At 73.1% G+C, this 22,066-nt stretch carries 17 protein-coding genes, 1 other RNA gene and 1 pseudogene; 2 read left to right on the top strand and 17 right to left on the bottom strand.

Features of this window, described 5'->3' with window-relative positions; all coding sequences use genetic code 11:
* Positions 1–75 precede the first annotated feature (75 nt).
* From ACOBQU_RS23700 to ACOBQU_RS23665, 8 genes and pseudogenes are all read right to left on the bottom strand, one after another.
* On the bottom strand, positions 76–1,428 hold the full coding sequence (locus tag ACOBQU_RS23700; RefSeq protein ID WP_423629321.1) for a nitrate/nitrite transporter: 1,353 nt from the start codon (positions 1,426–1,428) through the stop codon (positions 76–78).
* Between the two features lie 156 nt (positions 1,429–1,584).
* On the bottom strand, positions 1,585–2,421 hold the full coding sequence (locus ACOBQU_RS23695; RefSeq protein ID WP_423629319.1) for a hypothetical protein: 837 nt from the start codon (positions 2,419–2,421) through the stop codon (positions 1,585–1,587).
* A gap of 47 nt (positions 2,422–2,468) precedes the next feature.
* The gene (locus ACOBQU_RS23690) at positions 2,469–3,521 is read right to left on the bottom strand and encodes a hypothetical protein (protein WP_423629317.1); all 1,053 of its coding nucleotides are present in this window, start codon (positions 3,519–3,521) and stop codon (positions 2,469–2,471) included.
* The gene (locus ACOBQU_RS23685; protein ID WP_423629315.1) at positions 3,512–4,171 is read right to left on the bottom strand and encodes a hypothetical protein; all 660 of its coding nucleotides are present in this window, start codon (positions 4,169–4,171) and stop codon (positions 3,512–3,514) included. The genes ACOBQU_RS23690 and ACOBQU_RS23685 overlap by 10 nt, the downstream gene beginning before the upstream one ends.
* A 167-nt stretch (positions 4,172–4,338) precedes the next feature.
* Positions 4,339–5,541, bottom strand: a complete 1,203-nt coding sequence (locus ACOBQU_RS23680; RefSeq protein WP_423629313.1) for an acyltransferase family protein — start codon at positions 5,539–5,541, stop codon at positions 4,339–4,341.
* Positions 5,538–7,603: pseudogene (locus ACOBQU_RS23675) on the bottom strand (bifunctional polysaccharide deacetylase/glycosyltransferase family 2 protein). The gene ACOBQU_RS23680 and the pseudogene ACOBQU_RS23675 overlap by 4 nt, the downstream one beginning before the upstream one ends.
* Positions 7,604–8,003: 400 nt before the next feature.
* Entirely contained in the window at positions 8,004–8,954 is a 951-nt protein-coding gene (locus ACOBQU_RS23670) for a hypothetical protein (RefSeq protein ID WP_423629312.1), read from the bottom strand.
* Positions 8,955–9,187: 233 nt separating this feature from the next.
* Positions 9,188–10,207 carry a LysR family transcriptional regulator gene (locus tag ACOBQU_RS23665; RefSeq protein ID WP_423629310.1) on the bottom strand — a complete coding sequence of 340 codons (1,020 nt, stop codon included), beginning with the start codon at positions 10,205–10,207 and terminating at the stop codon, positions 9,188–9,190.
* Between the two features lie 83 nt (positions 10,208–10,290).
* Between ACOBQU_RS23665 and ACOBQU_RS23660 the strand changes: the two genes are divergently transcribed.
* Positions 10,291–11,556 carry an MFS transporter gene (locus ACOBQU_RS23660; RefSeq protein WP_423629308.1) on the top strand — a complete coding sequence of 422 codons (1,266 nt, stop codon included), beginning with the start codon at positions 10,291–10,293 and terminating at the stop codon, positions 11,554–11,556.
* Here ACOBQU_RS23660 and dacB read toward each other — a convergent pair.
* The 6 genes from dacB to ftsE all read right to left on the bottom strand — a co-directional run bounded on the left by dacB (position 11,530) and on the right by ftsE (position 17,251).
* Positions 11,530–13,125 carry a D-alanyl-D-alanine carboxypeptidase/D-alanyl-D-alanine endopeptidase gene (gene dacB, locus ACOBQU_RS23655; RefSeq protein ID WP_423629306.1) on the bottom strand — a complete coding sequence of 532 codons (1,596 nt, stop codon included), beginning with the start codon at positions 13,123–13,125 and terminating at the stop codon, positions 11,530–11,532. The genes ACOBQU_RS23660 and dacB overlap by 27 nt on opposite strands.
* A gap of 96 nt (positions 13,126–13,221) precedes the next feature.
* Positions 13,222–13,591, bottom strand: a transfer-messenger RNA (tmRNA) gene (gene ssrA, locus ACOBQU_RS23650).
* A 140-nt stretch (positions 13,592–13,731) separates the two neighbouring features.
* Positions 13,732–14,253 carry an SsrA-binding protein SmpB gene (gene smpB / locus ACOBQU_RS23645; protein WP_423629304.1) on the bottom strand — a complete coding sequence of 174 codons (522 nt, stop codon included), beginning with the start codon at positions 14,251–14,253 and terminating at the stop codon, positions 13,732–13,734.
* Between the two features lie 18 nt (positions 14,254–14,271).
* Complete coding sequence (locus ACOBQU_RS23640; RefSeq protein WP_423629302.1) at positions 14,272–15,372, bottom strand: S41 family peptidase; 1,101 nt, start codon at positions 15,370–15,372, stop codon at positions 14,272–14,274.
* A 203-nt stretch (positions 15,373–15,575) separates the two neighbouring features.
* Positions 15,576–16,493, bottom strand: coding sequence for a permease-like cell division protein FtsX (gene ftsX, locus ACOBQU_RS23635; protein WP_423629300.1), 918 nt, complete (start codon positions 16,491–16,493; stop codon positions 15,576–15,578).
* A 68-nt stretch (positions 16,494–16,561) separates the two neighbouring features.
* Positions 16,562–17,251: a cell division ATP-binding protein FtsE gene (gene ftsE, locus ACOBQU_RS23630; RefSeq protein WP_016644946.1), complete on the bottom strand. Its 690-nt coding sequence runs from the start codon at positions 17,249–17,251 to the stop codon at positions 16,562–16,564.
* 240 nt (positions 17,252–17,491) lie between these two features.
* Here ftsE and ACOBQU_RS23625 point away from each other — a divergent pair, with 240 nt between their 5' ends.
* Positions 17,492–17,686 (top strand): hypothetical protein, encoded by a 195-nt coding sequence (locus ACOBQU_RS23625; RefSeq protein WP_423629298.1) that lies wholly within the window; start codon positions 17,492–17,494, stop codon positions 17,684–17,686.
* 288 nt (positions 17,687–17,974) lie between these two features.
* Here the strand turns inward: ACOBQU_RS23625 and ACOBQU_RS23620 are convergent, their stop codons facing one another.
* From ACOBQU_RS23620 to ACOBQU_RS23610, 3 genes are all read right to left on the bottom strand, one after another.
* The gene (locus ACOBQU_RS23620; protein ID WP_423629296.1) at positions 17,975–18,667 is read right to left on the bottom strand and encodes a hypothetical protein; all 693 of its coding nucleotides are present in this window, start codon (positions 18,665–18,667) and stop codon (positions 17,975–17,977) included.
* A 381-nt stretch (positions 18,668–19,048) separates the two neighbouring features.
* The gene (gene prfB, locus ACOBQU_RS23615) at positions 19,049–20,155 is read right to left on the bottom strand and encodes a peptide chain release factor 2 (RefSeq protein ID WP_423629294.1); all 1,107 of its coding nucleotides are present in this window, start codon (positions 20,153–20,155) and stop codon (positions 19,049–19,051) included.
* A gap of 521 nt (positions 20,156–20,676) precedes the next feature.
* Positions 20,677–21,909: a serine/threonine-protein kinase gene (locus tag ACOBQU_RS23610; RefSeq protein ID WP_423629292.1), complete on the bottom strand. Its 1,233-nt coding sequence runs from the start codon at positions 21,907–21,909 to the stop codon at positions 20,677–20,679.
* Positions 21,910–22,066: the final 157 nt, after the last annotated feature.

Raw genomic sequence — 22,066 nt, 5'->3', positions numbered from 1 at the left:
TCACGGGCCCCGGCCCACCGAGCCTGCCAACGGCCGGTGACGGGCTCGGATCACGGCGATGTCGGCCGTGTTACGTCACACCTCGGCGTACGACGGCTTCCGCCGCGCGTCGGCGGGCGCCACGCCCCTCCCCCGGGCGGCGGCCCCGCGCAGGTACACCCCCCAGGTGACGGCGAGGCACACGGCGTAGCAGCCGAGGAAGCAGACGAACGCCGCCGTCCCCGAGCCCACGCTCTGGAAGGACTGCCGGAAGGCGAGGTTGATCCCGAGCCCGCCGAGCGCGCCCACGGCCCCGATGAGCCCCATCGCCGCGCCGGACAGCCGCCGTGCGTGGGCCGCGGCCGCCTCGCCCGCGAGCCCGGCCCGCAGGGCCCTGGTGTGGAAGATCCCCGGGATCATCTTGTACGTCGACCCGTTGCCGAGCCCGCTGAGCACGAACAGCGCCACGAACGCCCCGGTGAACAGGGGCAGCGACGCCCGCGTCGAGGCGAGCACCACGACCCCCGTGGCGGCGGCCATCGCGGCGAAGGTCCCCAGCGTGATGCGGGCACCCCCGTACCGGTCGGCGAGCCGTCCGCCCACGGGCCGCACCAGCGAGCCGAGCAGCGGCCCGACGAAGGTGAGCTGCGCGGCCTGGAGCGGCGTGCGCCCGAACTGCGTCTGGAGCACCAGCCCGAAGGCGAAGCTGTAGCCGATGAACGACCCGAACGTGCCCACGTACAGCAGCGACATGATCCAGGTGTGCGGGTCCCTGACGGCCTCCTTCGCGGCGCCGGTGTCGTCGCGGACCATCGCCAGGTTGTCCATGAACAGCGCGGCGCACACGGCGGCGGCGACGATCAGCGGGAGGTAGATCCCGAGCAGCAGCCGGGGCCCGCCGCCCGCCCCGATGACGGCGAGGGCGACGAGCTGCACGACGGGTACGCCGATGTTGCCGCCCCCGGCGTTGAGCCCGAGCGCCCAGCCCTTGTGGCGCAGCGGGAAGAAGGAGTTGATGTTGGTCATGGAGGAGGCGAAGTTGCCGCCGCCGACGCCGGTGAGCAGCGCGCACACCAGGAACGTGGCGTACGAGGTGCCCGGCTCCATGACGGCGAGGGTCGCGGCGGCGGGCACCAGCAGCAGCGCCGCGGCGACGACGGTCCAGTTGCGCCCGCCGAAGCGCGCCACGGCGAACGTGTACGGCACCCGCACCAGCGCGCCCACCAGCGTCGCCACCGCCACCAGGAAGAACTTCCCCGCGGGGTCGATGCCGTACTCGGGCCCCATGAACAGGACGAGCACCGACCACAGGCTCCACACGGAGAACCCGATGTGCTCGGAGAGCACCGAGAACGCGAGGTTGCGCCGCGCGACCCGGGCTCCCTCCCGCTCCCAGAACCCGACGTCCTCCGGCTCCCACCGCTGGATCCACCCGCCGCGCCACGCCATCCCGCGCCTCCCCGCTCGTGTCCCCGCTCGACGGTCCGACGGTAGGCAGGCCACGTTTCAGCCCTGTGCCGACGCGTGACCGACGGGGAACGTCGCGCTCACCCGGGGGCGGGCGGGGCGGTGAGGGGCTGTCGCCGCAAGAGCGCTCCGGGAGCCCTAGGAGAGGCCGCCCACCCACTTCAGGGTGTCGGAGCCGCCCTTGTCCCAGTCCATGACGACGGAGTCGCCGGAGCGCCGCAGGTCCGCGCCGACGAACTTCTCGTTCGCGCCGCTGCCGCACTTCAGCGCGAGCCGGAAGCCGCCGCCGCTCTGGTCCTTGCCGAGCCCGGTGCAGATGCCGTCGCCGCCGGGGTCGAGGTAGGACACGATGTGCTTGCCCGCGGCCTGGCCGGTGAGCTGCTTGTCGCCGATGGTGAGCGTCTTGGTCCGCTCGTCCTGCCACTGGCCCTTGAAGCCCGTGGCGGGCGGCTCGCCCTTGTCGTCGCCGCCGATGCCGCCCCCGGTGACGCCGCCGCTGGCGCTCGGCGACGGCAGGTCGAGGTCGCTGGCGTCGTCGGACGGCTCCGCCGTGGCCGACGGCTCCTCCTTGGGGGACGCCTGGGCGGCGGCGCTCTTGTCCGCCCGCGGCTTGTCGTCGCCGTCGTCGCCGTCGTCGCCGCTGGTGGCGAGGAAGATCCCGCCACCGACCACGAGGACCGCCGCGACGGCCGCGGCGACGATAGCGGCCGTCTTCTTGTTGCCGCCGCCCGCCGGGGGCGGGGGCGGCGGCTGGGACCCGAACTGCGGCTGCCCGTAAGGCTGTTGACCGTAGGGCGGCGGACCTTGCGGCGGCTGGCCGTACGGGTTCGGGCCCTGCGGCGGCTGCCCGTAGGCCGGAGGCGGCGGCGCCCCGTACGGGCCCGGCGCGGGACCGCCCGGCGGGCCACCGGCGGGCGGCTGGCCCGGGTGGGGCGGCGGAACCGGGGGCTGCCCCGGGTACGGTGGCTGTGTCATGTCCGGAGCCTAACGGTGGACCGCCGCCCGCCGCACCGGGCGCCGCGTCAGCGGTTGATGGACTGGATCTCCTTGACGACGACCCTCTGGTCGGCGCCGAACTCGCCGTCGGGGAGCCGCTCGCCCGCCGAGCCGGTGCCCGTCCAGCTGATCTCCCAGGTGACGGTCGCCTTCAGGTCGTAGGAGCCGTCGCCGGACGAGCGCAGGTACTTCACCCCGCACGGCGGCGCCTGCTTCCCCTTGCCCCTGGTCCACGGCTCGCCGATGGAGCCGTCCTTGCCGATGGGGCACTCGCCGGACGCCGGGTAGGTCTCGGCGTCCTTGGTGCCCGGCTCGATCCGCAGGGAGACGGGCCGCGCGGTGGTCGTCGCCGAGATGTTGGTGTCCGGCAGGCTCGCGGTGACCGACACCTTCTTGAACTTGGCCCGGTCCAGCCACGCCCAGGTCGGCAGGTTCACCTTGGTCTCGCCCTCGGGCGCCAGCTCGATCTCCGTACCGGGGATGGGCAGTTCGTCGTAGGCGTACTCGGCGAGGATCTTGGGGCTGACGGCCATCGGCACGTCGGGGGTGTCGTTGTCGTCCACCCAGAAGGGCTGCCGGTCGCAGGAGTTGACCTCGGGGTCGTCCAGGCGGTTCTTGTTCTTCACCGCCGCCCAGAACATCCCCTTGCCCTGCTTGTCCCGGTTGTAGTCCTTGTACGGGTGGCCGTCCTTGTAGCGGTGGTCGAGGACGTCGCCCGCGAGCTTGCCGAAGCCGCCGATGATCGGCAGGTTCTCCAGCGTGCGGAACGCCTTGACGGTGGCCTCGATCTCCTTGGGCGAGAACGCCGGTTCGTACCAGCACGCGGGCGGCGTCCAGTTGCTGTTGGCGGGCGTCAGCTCGCCGCTCTTCGTGGTGCGCTTGCCGCCGCTGGTCCTGACCTGGACCTTGGACTCGGCGTAGATCGTGCCGCCGCCGCCCTTGGTGCCGCCCTTGCTGTCGCCCTCGCCGCTCTCGCCCCAGGGCGTGTCCGCCGCCTGGGCCACGCCCGGCACCAGCGCGACACAGAGCGCGAGCGCCGGGGCGGCGAGGCGCCGCCCGGTGAACCGCCTCACATGCATTGCTTGGCCTTCGCGATCGAGGAGACCGAAGTCGTCACCCAGACGCCCTTGGGGTTCTTCTCCAGCCTCGTGTTGTAGAAGAAGTAGTCGCTCGGCGAGGGCGCGTCCGGCTTCTGCGCCTTGCCGGTCTCACGGTCCTTGGAGTACGCGCCGGAGCCGTCCATGCAGTACGTCACGGCGGCCACGTCCTTCTTCAGGAAGGTGACCTTGCGGTCGTAGTAGCGCGTGGTGCCGCCGACGGACCGGCCGTCGTCGTAGAAGGACTTGATGTAGGACGCCGAGGACACCAGGGCGTCGCCCGACGAGTAGAACTTCAGGGCCGGGTGGTCCTTCTTGTCGACGGTGATGGCCTCGGCGACGGAGTTGACCCGGCGCTCGTTGTCCGCGAGGACGGCGTCCTTCTTCGGGTCGCCGGTCCTGCGGCCCTCGAAGACGTTCTTGAGGTCCTTCGGCAGCCTGATCTCGGGGCGGTCGATGCCGTCGTCCGACGCCGACGGCGACGGCTTCGCCGAGGCCGACTCCCCGGACCCCGCGCCGTCGATCCTGTCGTCGCCCTTGGAGCCGTCGTCACCACCGCCGCAGGCGGAGAGTGAGAGGACCGCCGCCGCAGTCAACGTTGCTGCGGCGAGCAGAGCCGGTCGGCGGTTCACAGTCGTACTCCCCCATGGGACGTGGGTTCATTTGAGCGAAGCCACGCTATCCACGGGTCCCCGGGGACGCGAGAGTGAGGTTTCTCCAACGGGCGGACAGATCCGGGCATACCACTGGTGTCCGCGGCCCGTTGTTGCCGAACAGTCGCACAACGCGGACCGCCGCTTCACCTCCGCACACGTTCCCGGCGCCCCCCGTCGGGCCACAGCCGCACCCCGCGCCGCGCCGCCAGGTCCTCGACCCAGCCCACCGCGAGCACCGCGAGGCCGATCAGCGGCCAGATCAGCAGGGCCATCCACAGCAGGTACGTCGCGTCGAGCGCCGCGACCATCCGCTCGTCCATGAACGGCAGGTCGTACGCCTGGTCGATGACGGGGACCGTCGCCATGATCAGGAAGTTGTGCCAGAGGTAGATGGTGACCGCGCGATTGTTGGAGAGCGTGACCAGGCGGTCCCAGCGGGCCAGACGGCCGGGGAGCGCCCGCCACGACGGGGCGTGCACCAGCAGGATCACCACGAAGCCGAGGGACCAGGCGGCCTGCGCCAGCGGGATGTCGTTCAGGTCCCAGCCGTCGGGGCCCAGGTGCCCGGACGCCCACCACAGGCCGAAGCCCATGAGGAGCGCCGACAGGGACACCGCGAGATAGCGCGGGACCCGGGCGAGGACCCCCTCCTGGTGGGCGAACCCCGCGACCCAGCAGGCGCCGTACACCGCGAAGTCCATGACCGCGTCGCCCGTCTCCCCGGGGACGCGCACGACCCCCGTGCCGAGCAGCGCCGTCAGCGCCAGCGGCGCGAGCAGCGTCGCCCACGGGCGGCGGCGGAACGCCCACAGCAGCAGCGGTGACGCCACCACGAACCACAGGTACGCCCGCAGGTACCACAGCGGGCCCACCGCCTGCACCGCCCAGGTGTCCTCCAGCAGGCCCGCCCGGTCCCCGATGTGCCAGGGGAAGGGCGGGGCGCCCACCGGGAGCACGTACGTGAACAGGCCCCAGAACTCCCACGCGCCCCCGAGGTCCGGGTCCTCGCCCGGCCGCCAGCCCGCCGCGACGAGCAGGCCGAGGGCCACCGCGGCGAACACCCACAGCGGCGGCAGCAGACGGCGCACCCGGGAGGCGACCACGCCCCACGCGGGCCGCTTCAGGGAGCGCGCCATCAGGGAGCCCGCGAGCGCGAACATCACGCCCATCGACGGGAACAGGACCGTCAGCCACGCCCAGCCGAAGAGGTGGTAGACGACGACGCGTACGAGCGCGAGGGTGCGCAGCAGGTCCAGGTAGCGGTCGCGGACGGCGCCGCCGGTACCGCCGGGCGCGCCGGGCGCCGGGTCCGCCGCCGTCGTCGCGGGCTGCTCCAGGTGTGTCATCCCACGGCCTCCCGTTCCTCGGCGGCGGCTCCCGCCCAGGGCGCGCCGACCGCTCCGGTGCGCCGCAGCTTCTGCCAGCGCAACCGGCCGCCGGTGAGCGCGGTCATCCAGGAGTGCAGCAGCACCACGTACATCAACTGGCGGTAGAGCAGCTGCTGGAGCGGCAGCGACACCAGGTGCGTCAGCGGCTCGCGGTCCAGGCGGAAGGCGTACGCGGCGCACACCGCCTGCACGGCGAGCACGCCGAGCCACGCGGCGACGGTCTTCTCCGTGGGGCCGAACACCAGGCCGTACAGCAGGAACACGTCGATCAGGGGCGCGAGCAGCGGCGCCAGGACCATGAACAGCGACACCAGCGGCAGCCCGACCCGGCCGAACCGCCCGGAGGGCCCGCGCTCCACGAGGGCGCGGCGGTGCTTCCAGATGGCCTGCATCGTGCCGTACGACCAGCGGTAGCGCTGGGACCACAACTGGCGCACGGTGGCGGGGGCCTCGGTCCAGGCGCGGGCCCGCTCGGCGTACACCACGCGCCAGCCGTCGCGGTGCAGCGCCATGGTGACGTCGGTGTCCTCGGCGAGGGTGTCGTCGCTCATGCCGCCGACCCGCTGGAGCGCGGCCCGCCGGAAGGCGCCCACGGCCCCGGGGATGGTGGGCATGCAGCGCAGCACGTCGTACATGCGGCGGTCCAGGTTGAAGCCCATCACGTACTCGATGTGCTGCCAGGCGCCGATCAGCGAGTCGCGGTTGCCGACCTTGGCGTTGCCCGCGACGGCGCCCACGCGCGGGTCGGCGAAGGGCCGCACCAGCTCGCGCACGGTGGACGGCTCGAAGACCGTGTCGCCGTCCATCATCACGACCAGGTCGTGCCGGGCGTTGGCCAGTCCCCTGTTGAGCGCGGCGGGCTTGCCCGCGTTGTGCTGGCGCACGACGCGGACGTCCGGCAGCGCGAGGTCCTCGACGATGCGGGCCGTGCCGTCCGTGGAGCCGTCGTCGACGACGATCACCTCGATCGGGTGGTCACTGGCCGCCAGCGAACGGACCGTGTTCGCGATGCACTTGGCCTCGTTGTACGCGGGCACGAGCACCGACACGGGCTCGGTCACCGGCGCGTCCCGGCCGGAGGCCCGGTCGCGCCGCACGCGCCGGGCGTGGACCGTGGACAGCAGCAGCATCAGGCCGAAGCGCGCCAGGACCAGGCAGCCGACGACGGCGAGGCCCACCACGAGGACGTCCGTGACGTGCTCGGACGCGCCGACGAGGGCGACCCACGCGGTGCCGCGCCACAGCTCGGGGCCCGTCACGCGCGCGTGCGCGCTGGGCGCGTCCAGGGCCTCGGTGAGGTGGGTGAACCGGTAGCCCCGCTGCTTCAGGGCGGGCAGCAGGCGGTCGAGGGCGGCCACGGTCTGCGCGCGGTCGCCGCCGGAGTCGTGCATCAGGACGATGGCGCCCCTGCCCTTGGGGGGCGTGGCGCGGCGGACGATCTCGGCGACTCCGGGGCGCCGCCAGTCCTCGCTGTCGGTGTCGTTGAGCACCGTCAGATAGCCGCGCCCGCCGATGTGCCGCACCACCGGCCACGACGCGTTGTCGACGGCGCCCGCGAACGACGAGTACGGCGGCCGGAACAGGGAGGTGCGGATGCCCGCCGCGCCCGCGAGGGCCAGCTGGTTCTGCGCCAGCTCCCAGTCGACGCGCCGCGCGGACTGGTACGACAGGTCCGGGTGGTTGAAGGTGTGCAGGCCCACCTCGTGCCCCTCGGCGACCATCCGCCGCACCAGGCCGGGGTGCCGGGACGCCATCGTGCCGGTCACGAAGAACACGGCGTGCGCGTCGTGCGCGGCGAGCGCGTCCAGCACCTTCGGCGTCCACTTCGGGTCGGGCCCGTCGTCGAAGGTCAGCACGATCCGCCGGTCCGGCACCCGCAGCGAGGTCACCTTCCCTCCGCGCGTGTCCACGACCGGCCCGCCCCGCAGCACCTCCCGCGGCACCCGGTCGGTGTCCCCGAGGGCCGCACCCGGTGATCCGCGAGGATCTCGCTGTGTACGTAGCCACGGAGCATCAGCATCGCGAGCAGCGCCAAGAGGAGGAGCGGGGGGAGGAGGTAGCGGAGGGGGAGACGGGGGCGGGGGCGGGGGGCTCGGCGGGAGCCCTGCGGGCGGCGGGGGTGGCGGTGTGCGGGGCGGGGCGCGCCGGGTACGGGGTGGGGCGGGCCGGGCTCGGGGTGGGGCGCGCCAGGCGCGGGGCCGGGCTCGGGGTGGAGCGCGCCAGGCGCGGGGCCGGGCTCGGGGTGGAGCGCGCCAGGCGCGGGGCCGGGGCGGTCGACGGCGGGTTGCAGGTGGTCAACTGGCTTCCCCCGGTGTCCGGTCGCTGGCGTGGGCGGAACGGCCGGGGGCGCGGCGGGCCGGTCGGGCCGGGCGGGGCCCGGCGTGTCGTGGCCGGGGGTTCCGGGGGCGGGAAGCGGGAGGTCATGGTCGGGCGCCCTCCGCGGTCTGCGCCTGACCGGCGGTGGCTCGGACCGCGGGCTCCGGCGCTGGTGCGGGCCCGCCGTCCGTCTCGTCGCCCGCCTCTGACGGCCCGCCTGCCGGGCCTCCCGCCTGGCCCCCCGTCTGGCCCCCTGCCTGGCCCCCTCCTGGGCCGCTCCCGTCGCCGTCGGGCGTCGGGGACGGCGGGTCGGCGGGTGACTCGGCGGGCGGGCCGGGCTCCGGTGTGGGTTCGGGGGCCGGGGGCGCCGGGGCGCGGGTGGGCTCGGGGACGGGCGGGGCGCCGTCCACCGGCGCGGGAGTGCTGGGGCGGCCGCCGCCGGTCGGGGCGGGCGCCGGGGGACGCCCCGGCGCGGGATCGTCGGCGCCGGGGCCGCCCGGGGCGTCCGGGGCGTCCGGGTCCGGGGCGTCCGCCGGGCGTCCACCGCCGCCCTTCGCGCCCTCCGGTCCTCCCCGGCCTCCGGGGCGCCCCGCGCTCTTCCCGCCGGGCCCCCGCCCGGCCGACGACGAGCCGTCGGACGCCGGGGGCGACGCGGGCGCGACCTCCGCACCCTCCTCGGGGACCGGCCCGTTGGAGGTGTCCACCTCGCTCGCGGGCCGGTCACCGCCCGGGTCCGGCACCGGCAGCCACGGCGCGCTGGAGTTGCCCGAGGCCAGCGTCGCCACGATCACCACCGCGTACCCGGCGCAGAGGAGGCCGACGCCCACGCCGAGCCGCCGGTACCGACGGCTGCGACGGCCCGTCTCGTCGACGAACACCGGTCCTTCGGCCACCTCCGTGGTATCCGGAAACGACCGCATCCGGCGCGTGCCGTCCGACGCGCCGGACGGAGACTCGCCCTCCACGGGACGGCCGACGCCGTCGATCTGGACCGTCACCTCGTTCGGATCGTGGACCGGCGCCGCCCCGGCGCCGCCCGCCCCCGCGGCTCCCACCGGGCCCTCCGGCCCTCCTGCTTCCGCCGAACCCCCAGGCCATGGGCCTTCTCGCCACGTCTCCATGCGTACGCACAACCCCCCACTCGACCGGTGAACAGGCGCGTGCGACCCTCCGGGAACCCGTCGGAGCCCCGCGGAGTCCATCGGCCGGGCCGGACCCCCATCCGACCCGCGCGCCTGGCGTCATCTCACCGCAAGCGGCCCGCGAAGGGAGCGCTCACCGACGACAGTCATACTTTTGCGTCACTCGGGTTCACCATGATGAGTGCATCTGTGGCCGGAACCCACGCGCCGTCCGGCCGCGTCAGCCATCCTTCCGCCGCCCCGAGTTCGGCCGCGGCACGGCGCAACGCGTCGATGCCGGGGTGCCGGAGCCCGCGCCGCCACACCAGCGAGACGGGCGACAGCGGTACGGGGTCGACGAGCGGCCGCAGCACGGCGCCGGGCAGCGCGGGGAACCCGACGACGGCGAGCACGGGGTTGCGGCGCTTCGCCATGATCCGCGCGAACTCCTCGTGCCCGACGGCGAGCGGCGCGGGCGGCGCCACCTTGATGCCGCGCCCTTCGAAGAGGCGGCGGGCGAGGTCGGTCCACTCCAGCGTGCGGTCGTTGCCCGCGCCCGCGTACACGCTCTCCCCCGCGAGCCGCCCCAGCGGCACCTCGTCGAGCGCGGCCAGCGGATGCCCGTCCGGCAGCAGCACCGCCATCCGCTCGTACCGCACCGGCTGCTGCTCAAGTCCCGTACGCAGGGCGGCGGGCAGGCCCGCGTACCGGCCGAACGAGGCGTCGAGCCGCCCGGCGGCGATCTCCGCGGCGGCCCCCGTGAGCCCGCTCTCGAAGCGGGCCATCAGCTCGCGGTGCGGGACCAGTTCGCGGGCCCGGTCGAGGACGCGCTGCCAGGCGAGGCCGGGCGTGTTGAGGTCCACGAGCAGCGCCCGCGCCTCCGCCGCGCGCCCGCGCGCACAGGCCGCCACCAGCTCGTCCTGCGCCTCCAGGACCCGCCGGGCGTACGGCAGCAGGTGCTCGCCGTCGACCGTGAGCGCGACCTGCCGCGTCGACCGCACGAACAGCTCGGCCGCCAACTCCCGCTCCAGGCGCCGCACATCGCGGCTGAGCGCCTGCTGGGCGACGTGGAGCCGGGCGGCCGCCCGCGTGAAGTGCAGCTCCTCGGCGACGGCGACGAAGGCCCGCAGCAGCCGCGGCTCGACATCGCGCGGCGCCCCGGACGGCGGGGTTCCCCTCTCAACCATCCGGCGAACTTACAACGTACGCGCGTCAATCGGCCTCCAGAAGGTGTTGGACCGCCGCTACGGAGAGCCCGGAGCCTGGAGCCATGCCGCAAGCCCCCACAGACCCCACAACCCCATCCGCCGCGCCCCGGCCCCCCATAGCCGCCCGCCCCCGCCGCAACCCCTACGTCCGGCTCCTCGCCCTCCCCGGAGCCGCCGCCTTCACCGTCGGCAACCTCGTCGCCCGCCTGCCGATGGGCATGTTCAGCGTCAGCGCGGTGACGATGATCGCCGGGGCGCGGGGCTCGTACGCGCTGGCGGGTGCCGTCACCGCCACCGGGCTCGCCGCCACCGCCGCCGTCGCGCCCTGGATCGCGCGCCTGGTCGACCGGCACGGCCAGGCCCGCGTCGCCGTGCCCGCCACCGTCGTCGCCGTGCTCGGCTCCCTCGCGCTGCTGCTGTGCGTGCGCTACGGAGCGCCGGACTGGACCCTGTTCGCCGCGTACGCCGCCACGGCCACCACGCCCAACACCGGGGGCATGGCGCGGGCCCGCTGGGCGCACCTGCTGAAGGGCGACGCGGCGGCCGTGCACACCGCCAACTCCTTCGAGCAGGCCGCCGACGAGCTGTGCTTCATGCTCGGCCCGGTGCTCGCGGCGTTCCTGTGCGGGACGCTCTTCCCTCAGGCGGGCACTCTCGTGGGCGCCGTGCTCCTGCTGACCGGCACGCTGCTCTTCGCCGCCCAGCGCGCCACGGAGCCGCCCGTCCACGGCCGCGCCACGGGACCGGCGCGGAAGTCCCCGCTGCGGGCGCGGGGGATGCCCGCCCTGCTGGCCGTGTTCCTCGCCACCGGCGCGGTGTTCGGCGCCCTGGAGGTCGTCACCCTCGCGTACGCCGACGAGCGCGGCCACCAGGCGGCCGCGGGCGTGGTCCTGGCGCTCCAGGCGGCGGGCTCGTGCGCGGCGGGCCTGGTGTTCGGGGCGGTGCGGCCGCGCGGCCCGCTGCACCGGCGCCGGGTGTGGTGCGCGGCGGCCATGGCGGCCCTGATGGCGCTGCCGCTGCTCGCCGCGACGGCCACCGGGTCGCTGGTGGCGCTGGCCGCCGCGCTGCTGTGCGCGGGCATGGCGACCGCCCCGACGATGGTGACCGCCATGACGCTGGTGCAGCGCCTCACCCCCGAGGGGCAGCTCAACGAGGGCATGACCCTCGCCGTGACCGGCCTCCTCGGGGGCATCGCCTGCGGCGCGGCGGCGGGCGGCTGGGCCGCCGAGCACCTGGGGGCGGCCACCGGCTACGGGGTGCCCGTGGCGGCCGCCGTGTGCGCCCTGCTGCTCACCGTGGGGTCAGCAGCGCGCGGGCTTGCGCCATGAGCACTCGACGGCGCCGTCCCGCGCGTCGCCCGCCCTCTGGGAGCGCGGCTTCACCAGGACCGCCCTGTTCTCGTCGGACCTGGCGAGGGTGACGACGATCGCGTCCTCCAGCGGCTTCACCGAGGACGCCAGGTGGTTGTTGAGCAGGATGCTGAAGACCAGTTCGCGCCCGCCCGCGTCGGTGACGTACCCGGACAGGCCGGACGCCCCGGTGAGCGTGCCGGTCTTGGCGCGCACGTTGCCCGCCGCCGGGGTGCCGCACATGCGGGTGCGTAGCGTGCCGCCGACGAACTTGTCGGGCGCGCAGGCCACCGGCAGCGACCGGTACCAGTCGGCGAACCACGGCTCGCCCTTCGCCGACCGCAGCAGCTTGACGAACTGGTCGGCGGCGACGTTGTCCTTGCGGGAGAGCCCGGAGCCGTCGACCTGCCGCAGCCTGCCCGGGTCGACCCCGGCCGTCTTCAGATAGCCGCCGATCGCGGTGATCCCGTCGCCCCAACTGCCGGGCCGCCCGGTCGCCTTGTGCCCCATGGCCTTGGTCAGGTGCTCGGCGTGCATGTTGTTGGACAGCTTCATGAACGGAACGAGCAGGTCCTTCAGCGGCATGGAGGCGTGCGAGGCCAGCTCGCGCGCCGTCTTCGGGGTGGCGGTCCCCGCCCGGGTGGGCCCGCTGACCTTCACTCCGTGCGCGGCCAGCGCGTCCCGGAAGACGGCCGCCGCGTACCGGGTGGGCTCCCACACGGTGACCCACTCCTTGGCTCCGGCGCCGCCGACGGGGACCGTGCCGCTGACGGTGATGGTGTTCTCGCCGTGCCGCCGCTCTACGGAGAGGGCGTTCGCCCCGCCCTCGGCGACCGTCCGGGCGCTCAGGTCGATGTCCACGTAGTCGGTCTTCGGGGTGAGGGTGACACGCGGCTCGTCCCCGGGCTTCGCTCCGGGCTTCACCTCGACGATGACGGTCCCTGTGTCGTAGTCCGTGTCCGGGGCGAGGCTCAGCGCGGAGATCTGCGCCGCGTAGTACGACGACTCGTCGTCGGCGCCCCAGGTGTCGCCCTGGCGCCGGTCGTCGAACCGGGTGTCGTCGGCGACGAGCCGCCCCGACACCCGCCGGACGCCCGCCGCGGCGACCTTCGCGGCCAGCGCGTCGTAGTCCTTGGCGAGCGTCGTCGGGTCGCCGGTGCCGCGCAGGTACAGGTTCCCCTTGAGCACGGGCCCGGTCTGCTTCCCGTCGGCGAGCACGTCCGTGGTGAACCGGTGGTCGGGGCCGAGCAGCTCCAGGGCGGCGGCCGAGGTGAGCATCTTCGTGTTCGACGCGGGCATGAGCCGCCCGGTCGGCCGGTGCTGGTAGAGGACGTCACCGCTGCGGGCGTCGGCGACCACGACGCTGGCGACGCCGCCCTCCATGCGGGGGTCGCCCAGGATGGTGTCGATGGCTTCGGGGAGCCCGGACCGCTCCGAGTCCGCCCCGGCCGGACCGCTGACGGAGAGGGTGGCCGCCGCGACTGCCAGGACGGCGGGCCAGATCCAGTGGCGCATACGGATGTTGACGCGACTCACGGGTCTACTCATGAACCTGGAGGATCCCCGATGACGTCGGGAAGCAAAAGAGCACACGACGAAGGCCCGGCAGTCGAGTGACCACCGGGCCTTCGTCCCACATGGGAATCGTGGAGATGGCGGGAATCGAACCCGCGTCCAACGGTGCAGAAGGAGGGCTTCTCCGTGTGCAGTCCACTGCGATTTTCTCAGCCCCGGAGATCACGTGGACAAGTCTCCGACGGGCTCAGTCACTGTTTGATTTCCTCCCAGACCCCGTGACCGGGTCTAGGAGTTTAGTTCCCTAGCTGATGCCAGGATCCGGGTCGGGAACAGCCCCGGGCTGACACTTCGCAGGTCGCTACTTAGGCAGCGAGGGCGAAGGAATCGCGCTTGGTGTTGGCGATTATTGGTTGCGGCACGTGGTTAACGAGATCATTGCCGCTTCCTCGACACGCTTCCCCTGCTTCGACATCCGCTGTCGAAACCGATCATCCCCATGTTGTGTTGTCAAACCCCTCCGAGGAGGGCCTCTCCGAAGAGAGGGGCTGTCCCGTCCGTGCGGGACGTCATCCATCGTACGTGACCAACGCACGACGGTGCCAGCCTATTCCCCCGCCCCGGGTGCCCCCAGGAGGCCTACGCGATGCCCTGGCGCCGCCGCGCCGAGGCGATCGCGCGGTTCGTCTCCCGCAGGTCCTGCTTCTCCCGCAGCGTCTGCCGCTTGTCGTACTCCTTCTTGCCCTTGGCGAGCGCGATCTCGACCTTGACGCGGCTGTCCTTGAAGTACAGGGAGAGCGGCACGATCGTGTGGCCCGTCTCCTGGGACTTCGACTCCAGCTTGTCGATCTCCGAGCGATGGAGCAGCAGCTTCCGCTTGCGCTTGGCGGAGTGGTTGGTCCACGTGCCCTGGACGTACTCGGGGATGTGGATGTTGTGCAGCCAGGCCTCGTGGCCGTCGATCTGCACGAAGCCGTCCACCAGGGAGGCGCGGCCGAGCCTGAGGGACTTCACCTCGGTGCCCATGAGGACCACGCCGCACTCGTACGTGTCCAGGATGTGGTAGTCGTGCCGCGCCTTCTTGTTCTGCGCGATCATCTTGGGACGGGCGGCCTTGTCCTTGGCCTTCTCCGCCTTGCGCTTCACCTTTTCCTTAGCCATAGTGCGGTCATTTTCGCACTACGAGGGGGGTCCGAGGCCAGTCAATACCGTCTCGGCCCGCTTCTGGGCGCCGTCCTCGACCTCCAGGTCCGGGGTGATGCCCCGGCCGTCGACCACCCGCCCCGAAGGGGTGCGGTAGTGCCCGACGGTCAGCTCGGCCACGGAGCCGTCGGGCAGCGTGCTCGGCATCTGCACCGAGCCCTTGCCGAACGTCCGCGATCCCACGACGACGGCGCGGCCACGGTCCTGGAGGGCTCCGGTCAGCAGCTCGGCCGCGCTCATCGTGCCGCCGTCGACGAGCGCGACCACGGGTCTCGCGGGGTCACCGCCCGGCTGCGCGTGCAGCGCCCGCTGCTTGCCCCGCACGTCGTACGTGGCGACGAGGCCGCCGTCGAGCAGCGCGGAGGCCGCGGTGGTCGCCTCGGTGACCAGGCCGCCCGAGTTGCCGCGCAGGTCGAGCAGGATCCCGGCGCCCTTGGGCGCGCGGCGCACGGCGTCCCGTACCGCGGCTCCGGAGCCCTTGGTGAAACCGCTGACCTTGATCATCACGGCGCCCCGGTCGAGGCGCGTGACGGTGACGGAGTGCGTGGACAGGCGCGCCCGGCGCAGCGTGCGGCTCCAGGTGCGCGTGCCGCGCTCCAGGCCGAGGACCACGGGCGTGCCCTCGCGGTCGCCGCGCAGCAGGGCGACGACGTCCGTGACGGGGCGGCCCTTGACCTTGGCGCCGTCGATGGTGGTGAGGCGGTCGCCGGGGCGGATCCCGGCGCGGTCGGCGGGGCCGCCCCGTTGGACGCGGGAGACCTCGACGCGCCCCTGGGCGTCGCGCCTGGCCCACAGCCCGACGCCCGTGTAGACGCCGCCGAGGGCCTGCTCGAAGGCGCGGTACTCGCCCTGGGAGTAGACCGAGGACCAGCGGTCGCCGCTGCGGCTGACGACGTCCTTGGCGGCCTTGGTGCCGGACTTGCCGTCGGCCATGGCCTCGGCCGCGGCGTCGGCCGCCTCGTCGGCGGGGTCGGCGGGCCCTTCGGGGTCGTCGGGTGCGTCGCGGCCGCTGGCGGCGACGACCGAGCGGGCCCGGGGGGCGTGGAGCCGTGGCCCTCGCCGGGCTCCTCGCTCCACGAGCCGGTGGCCGCGCCGGTCGCGAGGACGCTCGCGAAGACCAATGTCAGGGCCGCCCCGCGGCGGATGCGGCGGGGCTCGACGTGCCAATCGGGGCCTGACATGTCGGTGAGTCTAGGACAACGGGGGGCGCCGCACGGCAGGTTGACCGCACGGCGCCCGAGGCGCTCCTCACACCGGCGGAACCGCGGGTCCCGCCCCCGTCACACCTTCAGGTACTTGCGCAGCGCGAAGAACGCGGCGAGCGCGGGCATGAGCAGGCCGATCGCGAGGACCAGCGGCAGCTTGGCCAGGACGACGTCCCAGCCGACGAAGTTGATCAGCCCCAGCTTCTCGGACAGCTCCAGGCCGTGGTCGATGAGGAAGTACCGGCCGAGCAGCAGGAACCCGCAGGCGAGCCCGCCGCCGATCAGGCCCGCGACGGCGGCCTCCAGGATGAACGGCATCTGGATGTAGAAGCTCGACGCGCCGACGAGCCGCATGATCCCGGTTTCACGGCGACGGCTGAACGCCGAGACGCGCACCGTGTTGACGATCAGCATCAGGGCGACCACCAGCATCAGCGCCATCACCGCGAGCGCCGCCCAGTTCATGCCGTTGAGCAGTTCGAAGAGGTTGTCCAGGGTGCCCTTCTGGTCCTCCACCGACTGCACGCCGTCACGGCCGGAGAAGGCGGTCGCCACCACCTGGTACTTCTCCGGGTCCTTCAGCTTGATGCGGAACGATTCCTGCATCTGGTCCGGCGTCAGGGAGCTGGACAGCGGCGAGTCGCCGAACTGCTCCTTGTAGTGCTTGTACGCCTCGTCCGCCGTCTCGTGCTGGACGGTGTCCACCACCGACATCTTCTTGAGGTCGGTGAGGATCTGGTCCTTCTGCTCGTTGGTGACGGCGCCCTTGGCGCACTTGGGGTCCTGCTCGGCGTCCGCCTTGTTGCACAGGAAGATCGAGACGTTGACCTTGTCGTACCAGTAGCCCTTCATCGTGCTCACCTGGTCGCGCATGAGCAGCGAGCCGCCGAACAGGGCGAGCGAGAGGGCGACGGAGACGATGACGGCGAAGGTCATCGTGAGGTTGCGGCGGAGACCGACACCGATCTCCGACAGGACGAACTGGGCGCGCATGGCGGCCTTTCAGTGGATCAGGTGGAACGGCGGCCCGGGCGGCGCGTCCCGGAGCCGGGGGGCGGGTCTCAGTGCTGGTAGCCGTAGACGCCGCGCGACTGGTCGCGGACGAGGCGGCCCTTCTCCAGCTCGATGACGCGCTTGCGCATCTGGTCCACGATCTGCTGGTCGTGGGTGGCCATCACGACCGTGGTGCCGGTCCGGTTGATGCGGTCGAGCAGCTTCATGATGCCGACGGAGGTCTGCGGGTCGAGGTTGCCCGTCGGCTCGTCGGCGATCAGCAGCTTGGGCCGGTTGACGAACGCGCGGGCGATGGCGACGCGCTGCTGCTCACCGCCGGACAGCTCGCCGGGCATCCGGTCCTCCTTGCCGCCGAGGCCCACCAGGTCGAGCACCTGCGGCACGGACTTGCGGATCTCGCCGCGCGACTTGCCGATGACCTCCTGCGCGAAGGCCACGTTCTCGGCGACGGTCTTGTTCGGCAGCAGCCGGAAGTCCTGGAAGACGGTCCCGAGCTGGCGGCGCATGTGCGGCACCTTCCAGTTCGAGAGCCGGGCCAGGTCCTTCCCCAGGACGTGCACCTGGCCGTGGCTGGTGCGCTCCTCGCGCAGGATCAGCCGCAGGAAGGTGGACTTTCCGGAGCCCGAGGACCCCACGAGGAAGACGAACTCGCCCTTCTCGATCTCCAGCGACACATCGCGGAGTGCCGGGCGGTTCTGCTTCGGATAGGCCTTGGAGACGTTGTCGAATCGGATCACGGGTGCACCAGGGTTGGCTGGGGGTAGGTGAGCGTGACCATACGCGAAGCGGGTACGCGAGCGCAGTCGGCGTCCTGAGTTGCGCGGTTTGTCGCGGATATACGAGGGAACGGACCGGTCCCCGTCCGGTGGCGGGCGGCGGGCCGCGCCGAAATCCGCGGAAGCTGGCACACTGGTAGGGGGAACGGTTGAGGTTCCCCGAGCGTTGGGCAGGCTGAGACTGTGCGGGAGGAGAAGCACATGACCTATGACAGGTTGGTGTGCGCGAACTGCGCGGCGCCTGTGAGTGAGGGCCGCTGCCCCGTCTGCCGGGCCAGCCGGGAGCGGATGCAGCAGGAGGGCCCCTTCGGCGCGCTCAGCCCCGCGACGCTGATAGCGCTGCTCGTCGTGCTGATCGCGGCGACGGCACTGAGCGCCGGTCTGGTGCGGGGCTGAGGGCCCCGTCCACTAGCGCGCACCCCAGGGCAGGACCGAGGGCCCGAAGAGACCGCAGAGCCCGAAGAGCCTGAAGAGCCCACGAGACCCGACTCACGAGAGCGGAACCAGGGCGGACGAAGCGCCGCACCAGCACGGCAGAGGGCCCGGAGCATGAGCTCCGGGCCCTCTTCGTGTCCCGCGCGTCGCTCCCCGGCGCCCGCCGCGTCACGCACAGCGCGTGGCGCTGTGGTCACGCGGGGCGCCAGGGTCGCTTGTGCCTACCGGGGGCCGGGCCGACCGTGCGGGTCAGGCCGCGGCGCCGCGGCTGCCCACCAGGCGCGGCAGTAGGCGGAAGCCGACACCTCCGGCGATCATCGTGGCGGCGCCGATGACCAGGAACGTGACCTCGGTGGCGCCCGTCTCGGCCAGCTCGCCGTCGTCCTTGGCCTGGCCCTTGTCGGCGGCGATGGGCTGGACCGGCTTGCTGCCCGTGTCCGTCAGGCTGTCCTTGCCCTGGCCCTGCTGGACCGGCTGCGAACCGCCGCCCGCCGGGTCGTTGTCGTTGCCTCCGGTGCCTCCGCCGGTGCCGTTGTCGCCGCCGTCACCGCCGCCGGGGTGGGTCGGGCGGTCGGTGGGCCGGTCCGTGGGCGGATCGGTCGGAGGGTCGGTGGGCGGGGTCGTCGGCGGGGTCGTCGGCGGAGTGGTGGGAGGAGTTGTGGGCGGCTGGGTCGGCGGCGTCGGCTCGCTGGGCTCGGACGGCTCGTCCGTCGGCTCCGGCGGGTTGGTGGGCTCCTCGTCGTCGCCCTCGTCGTCGCCGCCCGGGAGGTCGGCGTCGACACCGATGCCGTTCTCGTCGGCGGAGGCGCTCGCGCCCGTGCCGCCGAGTTCGACGCCGACGTCCAGGGCCGAGGCGGCGCCCGCGGCGGTCAGCGACGCGCCGGCGGCGATCACCGCCCCGGCCGCGATCCGCGCGACGCGAATCCGCGTCTTCTTGGTCATCAGGCTGCTACCCCCAGTAGCTGATTCGTCAGTGCGGCAGCGCCCGGGGCCCCGCTCACGGGGTGGCCTCGACTCGATCCCCCCGGATCACACGCGCCCCAGAGATGCGCATGCCGACAGCAGCCTTTCCCAGGTCTCGGACCACCGTCAAGGACGTTGCGCGTGCGATGCCCGAAATACGGCCAGTTGACCACCGCACAGACATATGACTGTGACGAAAAAGCCGCAGCAACCCCACAGAAGGTTCAAACACCGGAATCAAAAGCCAAGGCAACCGCCATCCACCGGATGACAGTTGCCTTGTTCCGCCGTCGTTGCGCCGTCATTGCGCCGACGTTGCGCTGTGATCCTGTCACGCGCCTTGTCGACAAAGCGCCGACATTACTTCTCCTGCTGCTTGCGCCAGCGAATTCCGGCCTCCAGGAAACCGTCGATCTCGCCGTTGAACACCGAGTCCGGGTTGCCGACCTCGTGCTCCGTCCGCAGGTCCTTGACCATCTGGTACGGGTGCAGCACGTACGACCGCATCTGGTTGCCCCAGGAGTTGCCGCCGTCGCCCTTGAGGGCGTCCATCTTGGCCTGCTCCTCCTGGCGGCGGCGCTCGAGGAGCTTGGCCTGGAGGACGTTCATCGCGGTCGCCTTGTTCTGGATCTGCGAGCGCTCGTTCTGGCAGGAGACGACGATGCCGGTGGGGATGTGGGTCAGGCGGACCGCCGAGTCGGTCGTGTTGACGCCCTGGCCGCCGGGGCCCGAGGAGCGGTACACGTCGACGCGCAGCTCGCTCTCGTCGATCTCGATGTGGTCGGTCTGCTCGACCACGGGCAGCACCTCGACGCCCGCGAAGGACGTCTGGCGGCGGCCCTGGTTGTCGAACGGCGAGATCCGTACGAGGCGGTGGGTGCCCTGCTCCACGGAGAGCGTGCCGTACGCGTACGGGGCCTGGACGGCGAAGGTGGTGGACTTGATGCCCGCCTCTTCCGCGTACGAGGTCTCGTACAGCTCCGTCTTGTAGCCGTGGCGCTCGGCCCAGCGCAGGTACATCCGCTGGAGCTTCTCGGCGAAGTCGGAGGCGTCGACGCCGCCCGCCTCCGCGCGGATCGTGACGACGGCCTCCCGGGAGTCGTACTCCCCGGAGAGGAGGGTGCGGACCTCCATCTCGTCCAGCGCCTTCTTGACGGCGGCGAGCTCCGACTCGGCCTCCGCGCGGGTGTCCGAGTCGTCCTCCTCCTCGGCCATCTCGAAGAGCACGCCGAGGTCGTCGATGCGCCCGCGCAGGGCCTCGGCCTTCCGCACCTCCGCCTGGAGGTGGCTCAGCTTGCTCGTGATCTTCTGCGCCTCGTCCGGGTCGTCCCACAGGGACGGCGCGGCCGCCTGCTCCTCGAGCACGGCGATGTCTGCCCTCATCTTGTCGAGGTCCAGGACGGCCTCGATCGACTCCATGGTCGAGGAGAGGGACTTGAGCTCTTCGGATACGTCGACGACTGCCACGGTTCCAGCCTAACGGCTGCCAGCAACTGCTCGGGCTACCCCTGGCCTGGGGCCTCCCCCCTCCCACCCGCCCGCCCGTGACCGCCCACCGAGCGGCGGACGCCCCTGGCGGCACTGCACCACCATCGGCGACTGCGGCCACGTGGTCGCTTCCCTTCCCACCCACCCACCCGACACCGCCCACCGAGCGGCGGACGCCCCTCGCGGGACTGCACCACCGTCGGCGACTGCGGCCACGTGGGTGGTGTGTTTCCCACCCACGCACCAGCAGCCGCCGACGGCGCTCAATCCCCGCAAGGGGCGGTCGCCTGCTCCCAGGCGGTCACGGGCGGGCGGGTGGGAAACACACCACCCACGCACCGGCAGGCGCCGACGGTGCTCAACCCCCACAGGGAGCGGTCACCTGCTCCCAGGCAGTCACGGGCGGGCGGGTGGGAAAAGGACCCACCCACGCAGCGGCAGGCGCCGACGGCGCTTAGCCCCCGCGGGGGGCAGTCACGGGCGGGCGGGTGGGAGAGGGGCTAGGGGGCCGGAGGGGCTGAGGGGTGGTTGTCGGCGGGGGGCGAGTCGTCGCTGGACGTGGCGTACCACGCCCCCGCACCCACGGCGACGGCAAGCACCGCCCCCGCCGCCCCCAGGGCAATCCGCCGCCGCCGCGCAGCGGCACGATGACGGGCCGACCCAGGCCGAACGGCCCCCGCGGCGCGCGGCGCCCGGGCGGTGCCCCGCGCGCCCCCGGCCAGCTCCTCCGGCCCGGGCACCCGCATGGACGTGTGGGTGTCCCGGTTGGCGTCGGCGGGCGCCGCCCCGGGCACCAGGGGCACGGCCCCCCGCCGAGGGGCCCGCGGCCGCGGCTCGGGCGCCGCCTCCTCCACCGCCTCCTCGGCCCCCGCCTCCGCGTCCGGCTCGTCGACGTCCAGCGGCGGCATCCCCGCCAGCAGCGGCAGCTGCTCCCGCAGCCGCGCCCCCAGCTCGGAGGCGCGCAGCCGCGACGCGGGCGCCTTGGCGAGGCACTGCACCATGAGCTGCCACAGCTCCTCGGGGATGCCGGGAAGCGGCACCACGGTCTCCGTGACGTGCCTGCGCAGCACCGCGCCGGGGTGGCCGCCGCCGAAGGGCGTGAAGCCCGCGAGCAGCTCGTACAGCACCGTCGCGAGGGCGTAGATGTCGACCGAGGCGCGCGGGGGCAGGCCCTCGATGATCTCGGGGGCCAGGTAGTCCGGCGTACCGATGATCTTCGTGGCGCGGGTGCGGCGCGGCGAGTCGATGAGCTTGGCGACGCCGAAGTCGGTGAGCAGCGCGGGGTGCGCGCCGCCGGGGCCGAGGGGGCCCTGCATGTCGAGGAGGACGTTCTCGGGCTTGACGTCGCGGTGCACGATGCCCGCGGCGTGCGCGGCGGCCAGCGCGTCGGCGACGTCCGCGACGATGGCGACGGCGGCCTCGGGGGCGAGGCGGCGCTCGCGCTCCAGACGGGTGCGCAGGTCGGTGCCGCGGACGAGGTCCATGACGAGCGCGAGGTCGTTGCCGTCGACGACCAGGTCGTGGACGCCCACCACGCGCGGGTGGTCCAGGCTGAGCAGCGCCGTGCGCTCCTGCACGAACCGGCCGACGAGTTCCTGGTCCGAGGCCAGGTCCTCGCGCAGCAGCTTGATGGCGACCGGGCCCTCGGGCCCCTCGCCGAGCCACACCGTTCCGGCGCTGCCACGACCCAGGATCTGATGGGCGGTGTACCGGCTGCCGATCTTGCGTGCCAAGACTGCTCCTACGGATGTGTGTTGGCGTCAAAAGTACGCGGCCATGACGCCGACCTTCACTCCGGGAGCGGAAATCACCCCACAGATGTCGACAAATCCCCAAGGTCGCGGGGAGAGGGGTGCCGCGGCGCCGCCACCCGGGCCCGGGGCCCGGTGG

The sequence above is a fragment of the Streptomyces sp. G45 genome, from assembly GCF_049542095.1.
GTDB lineage: Bacteria > Actinomycetota > Actinomycetes > Streptomycetales > Streptomycetaceae > Streptomyces.
This window is presented reverse-complemented; position numbering and strand designations above follow the sequence as displayed.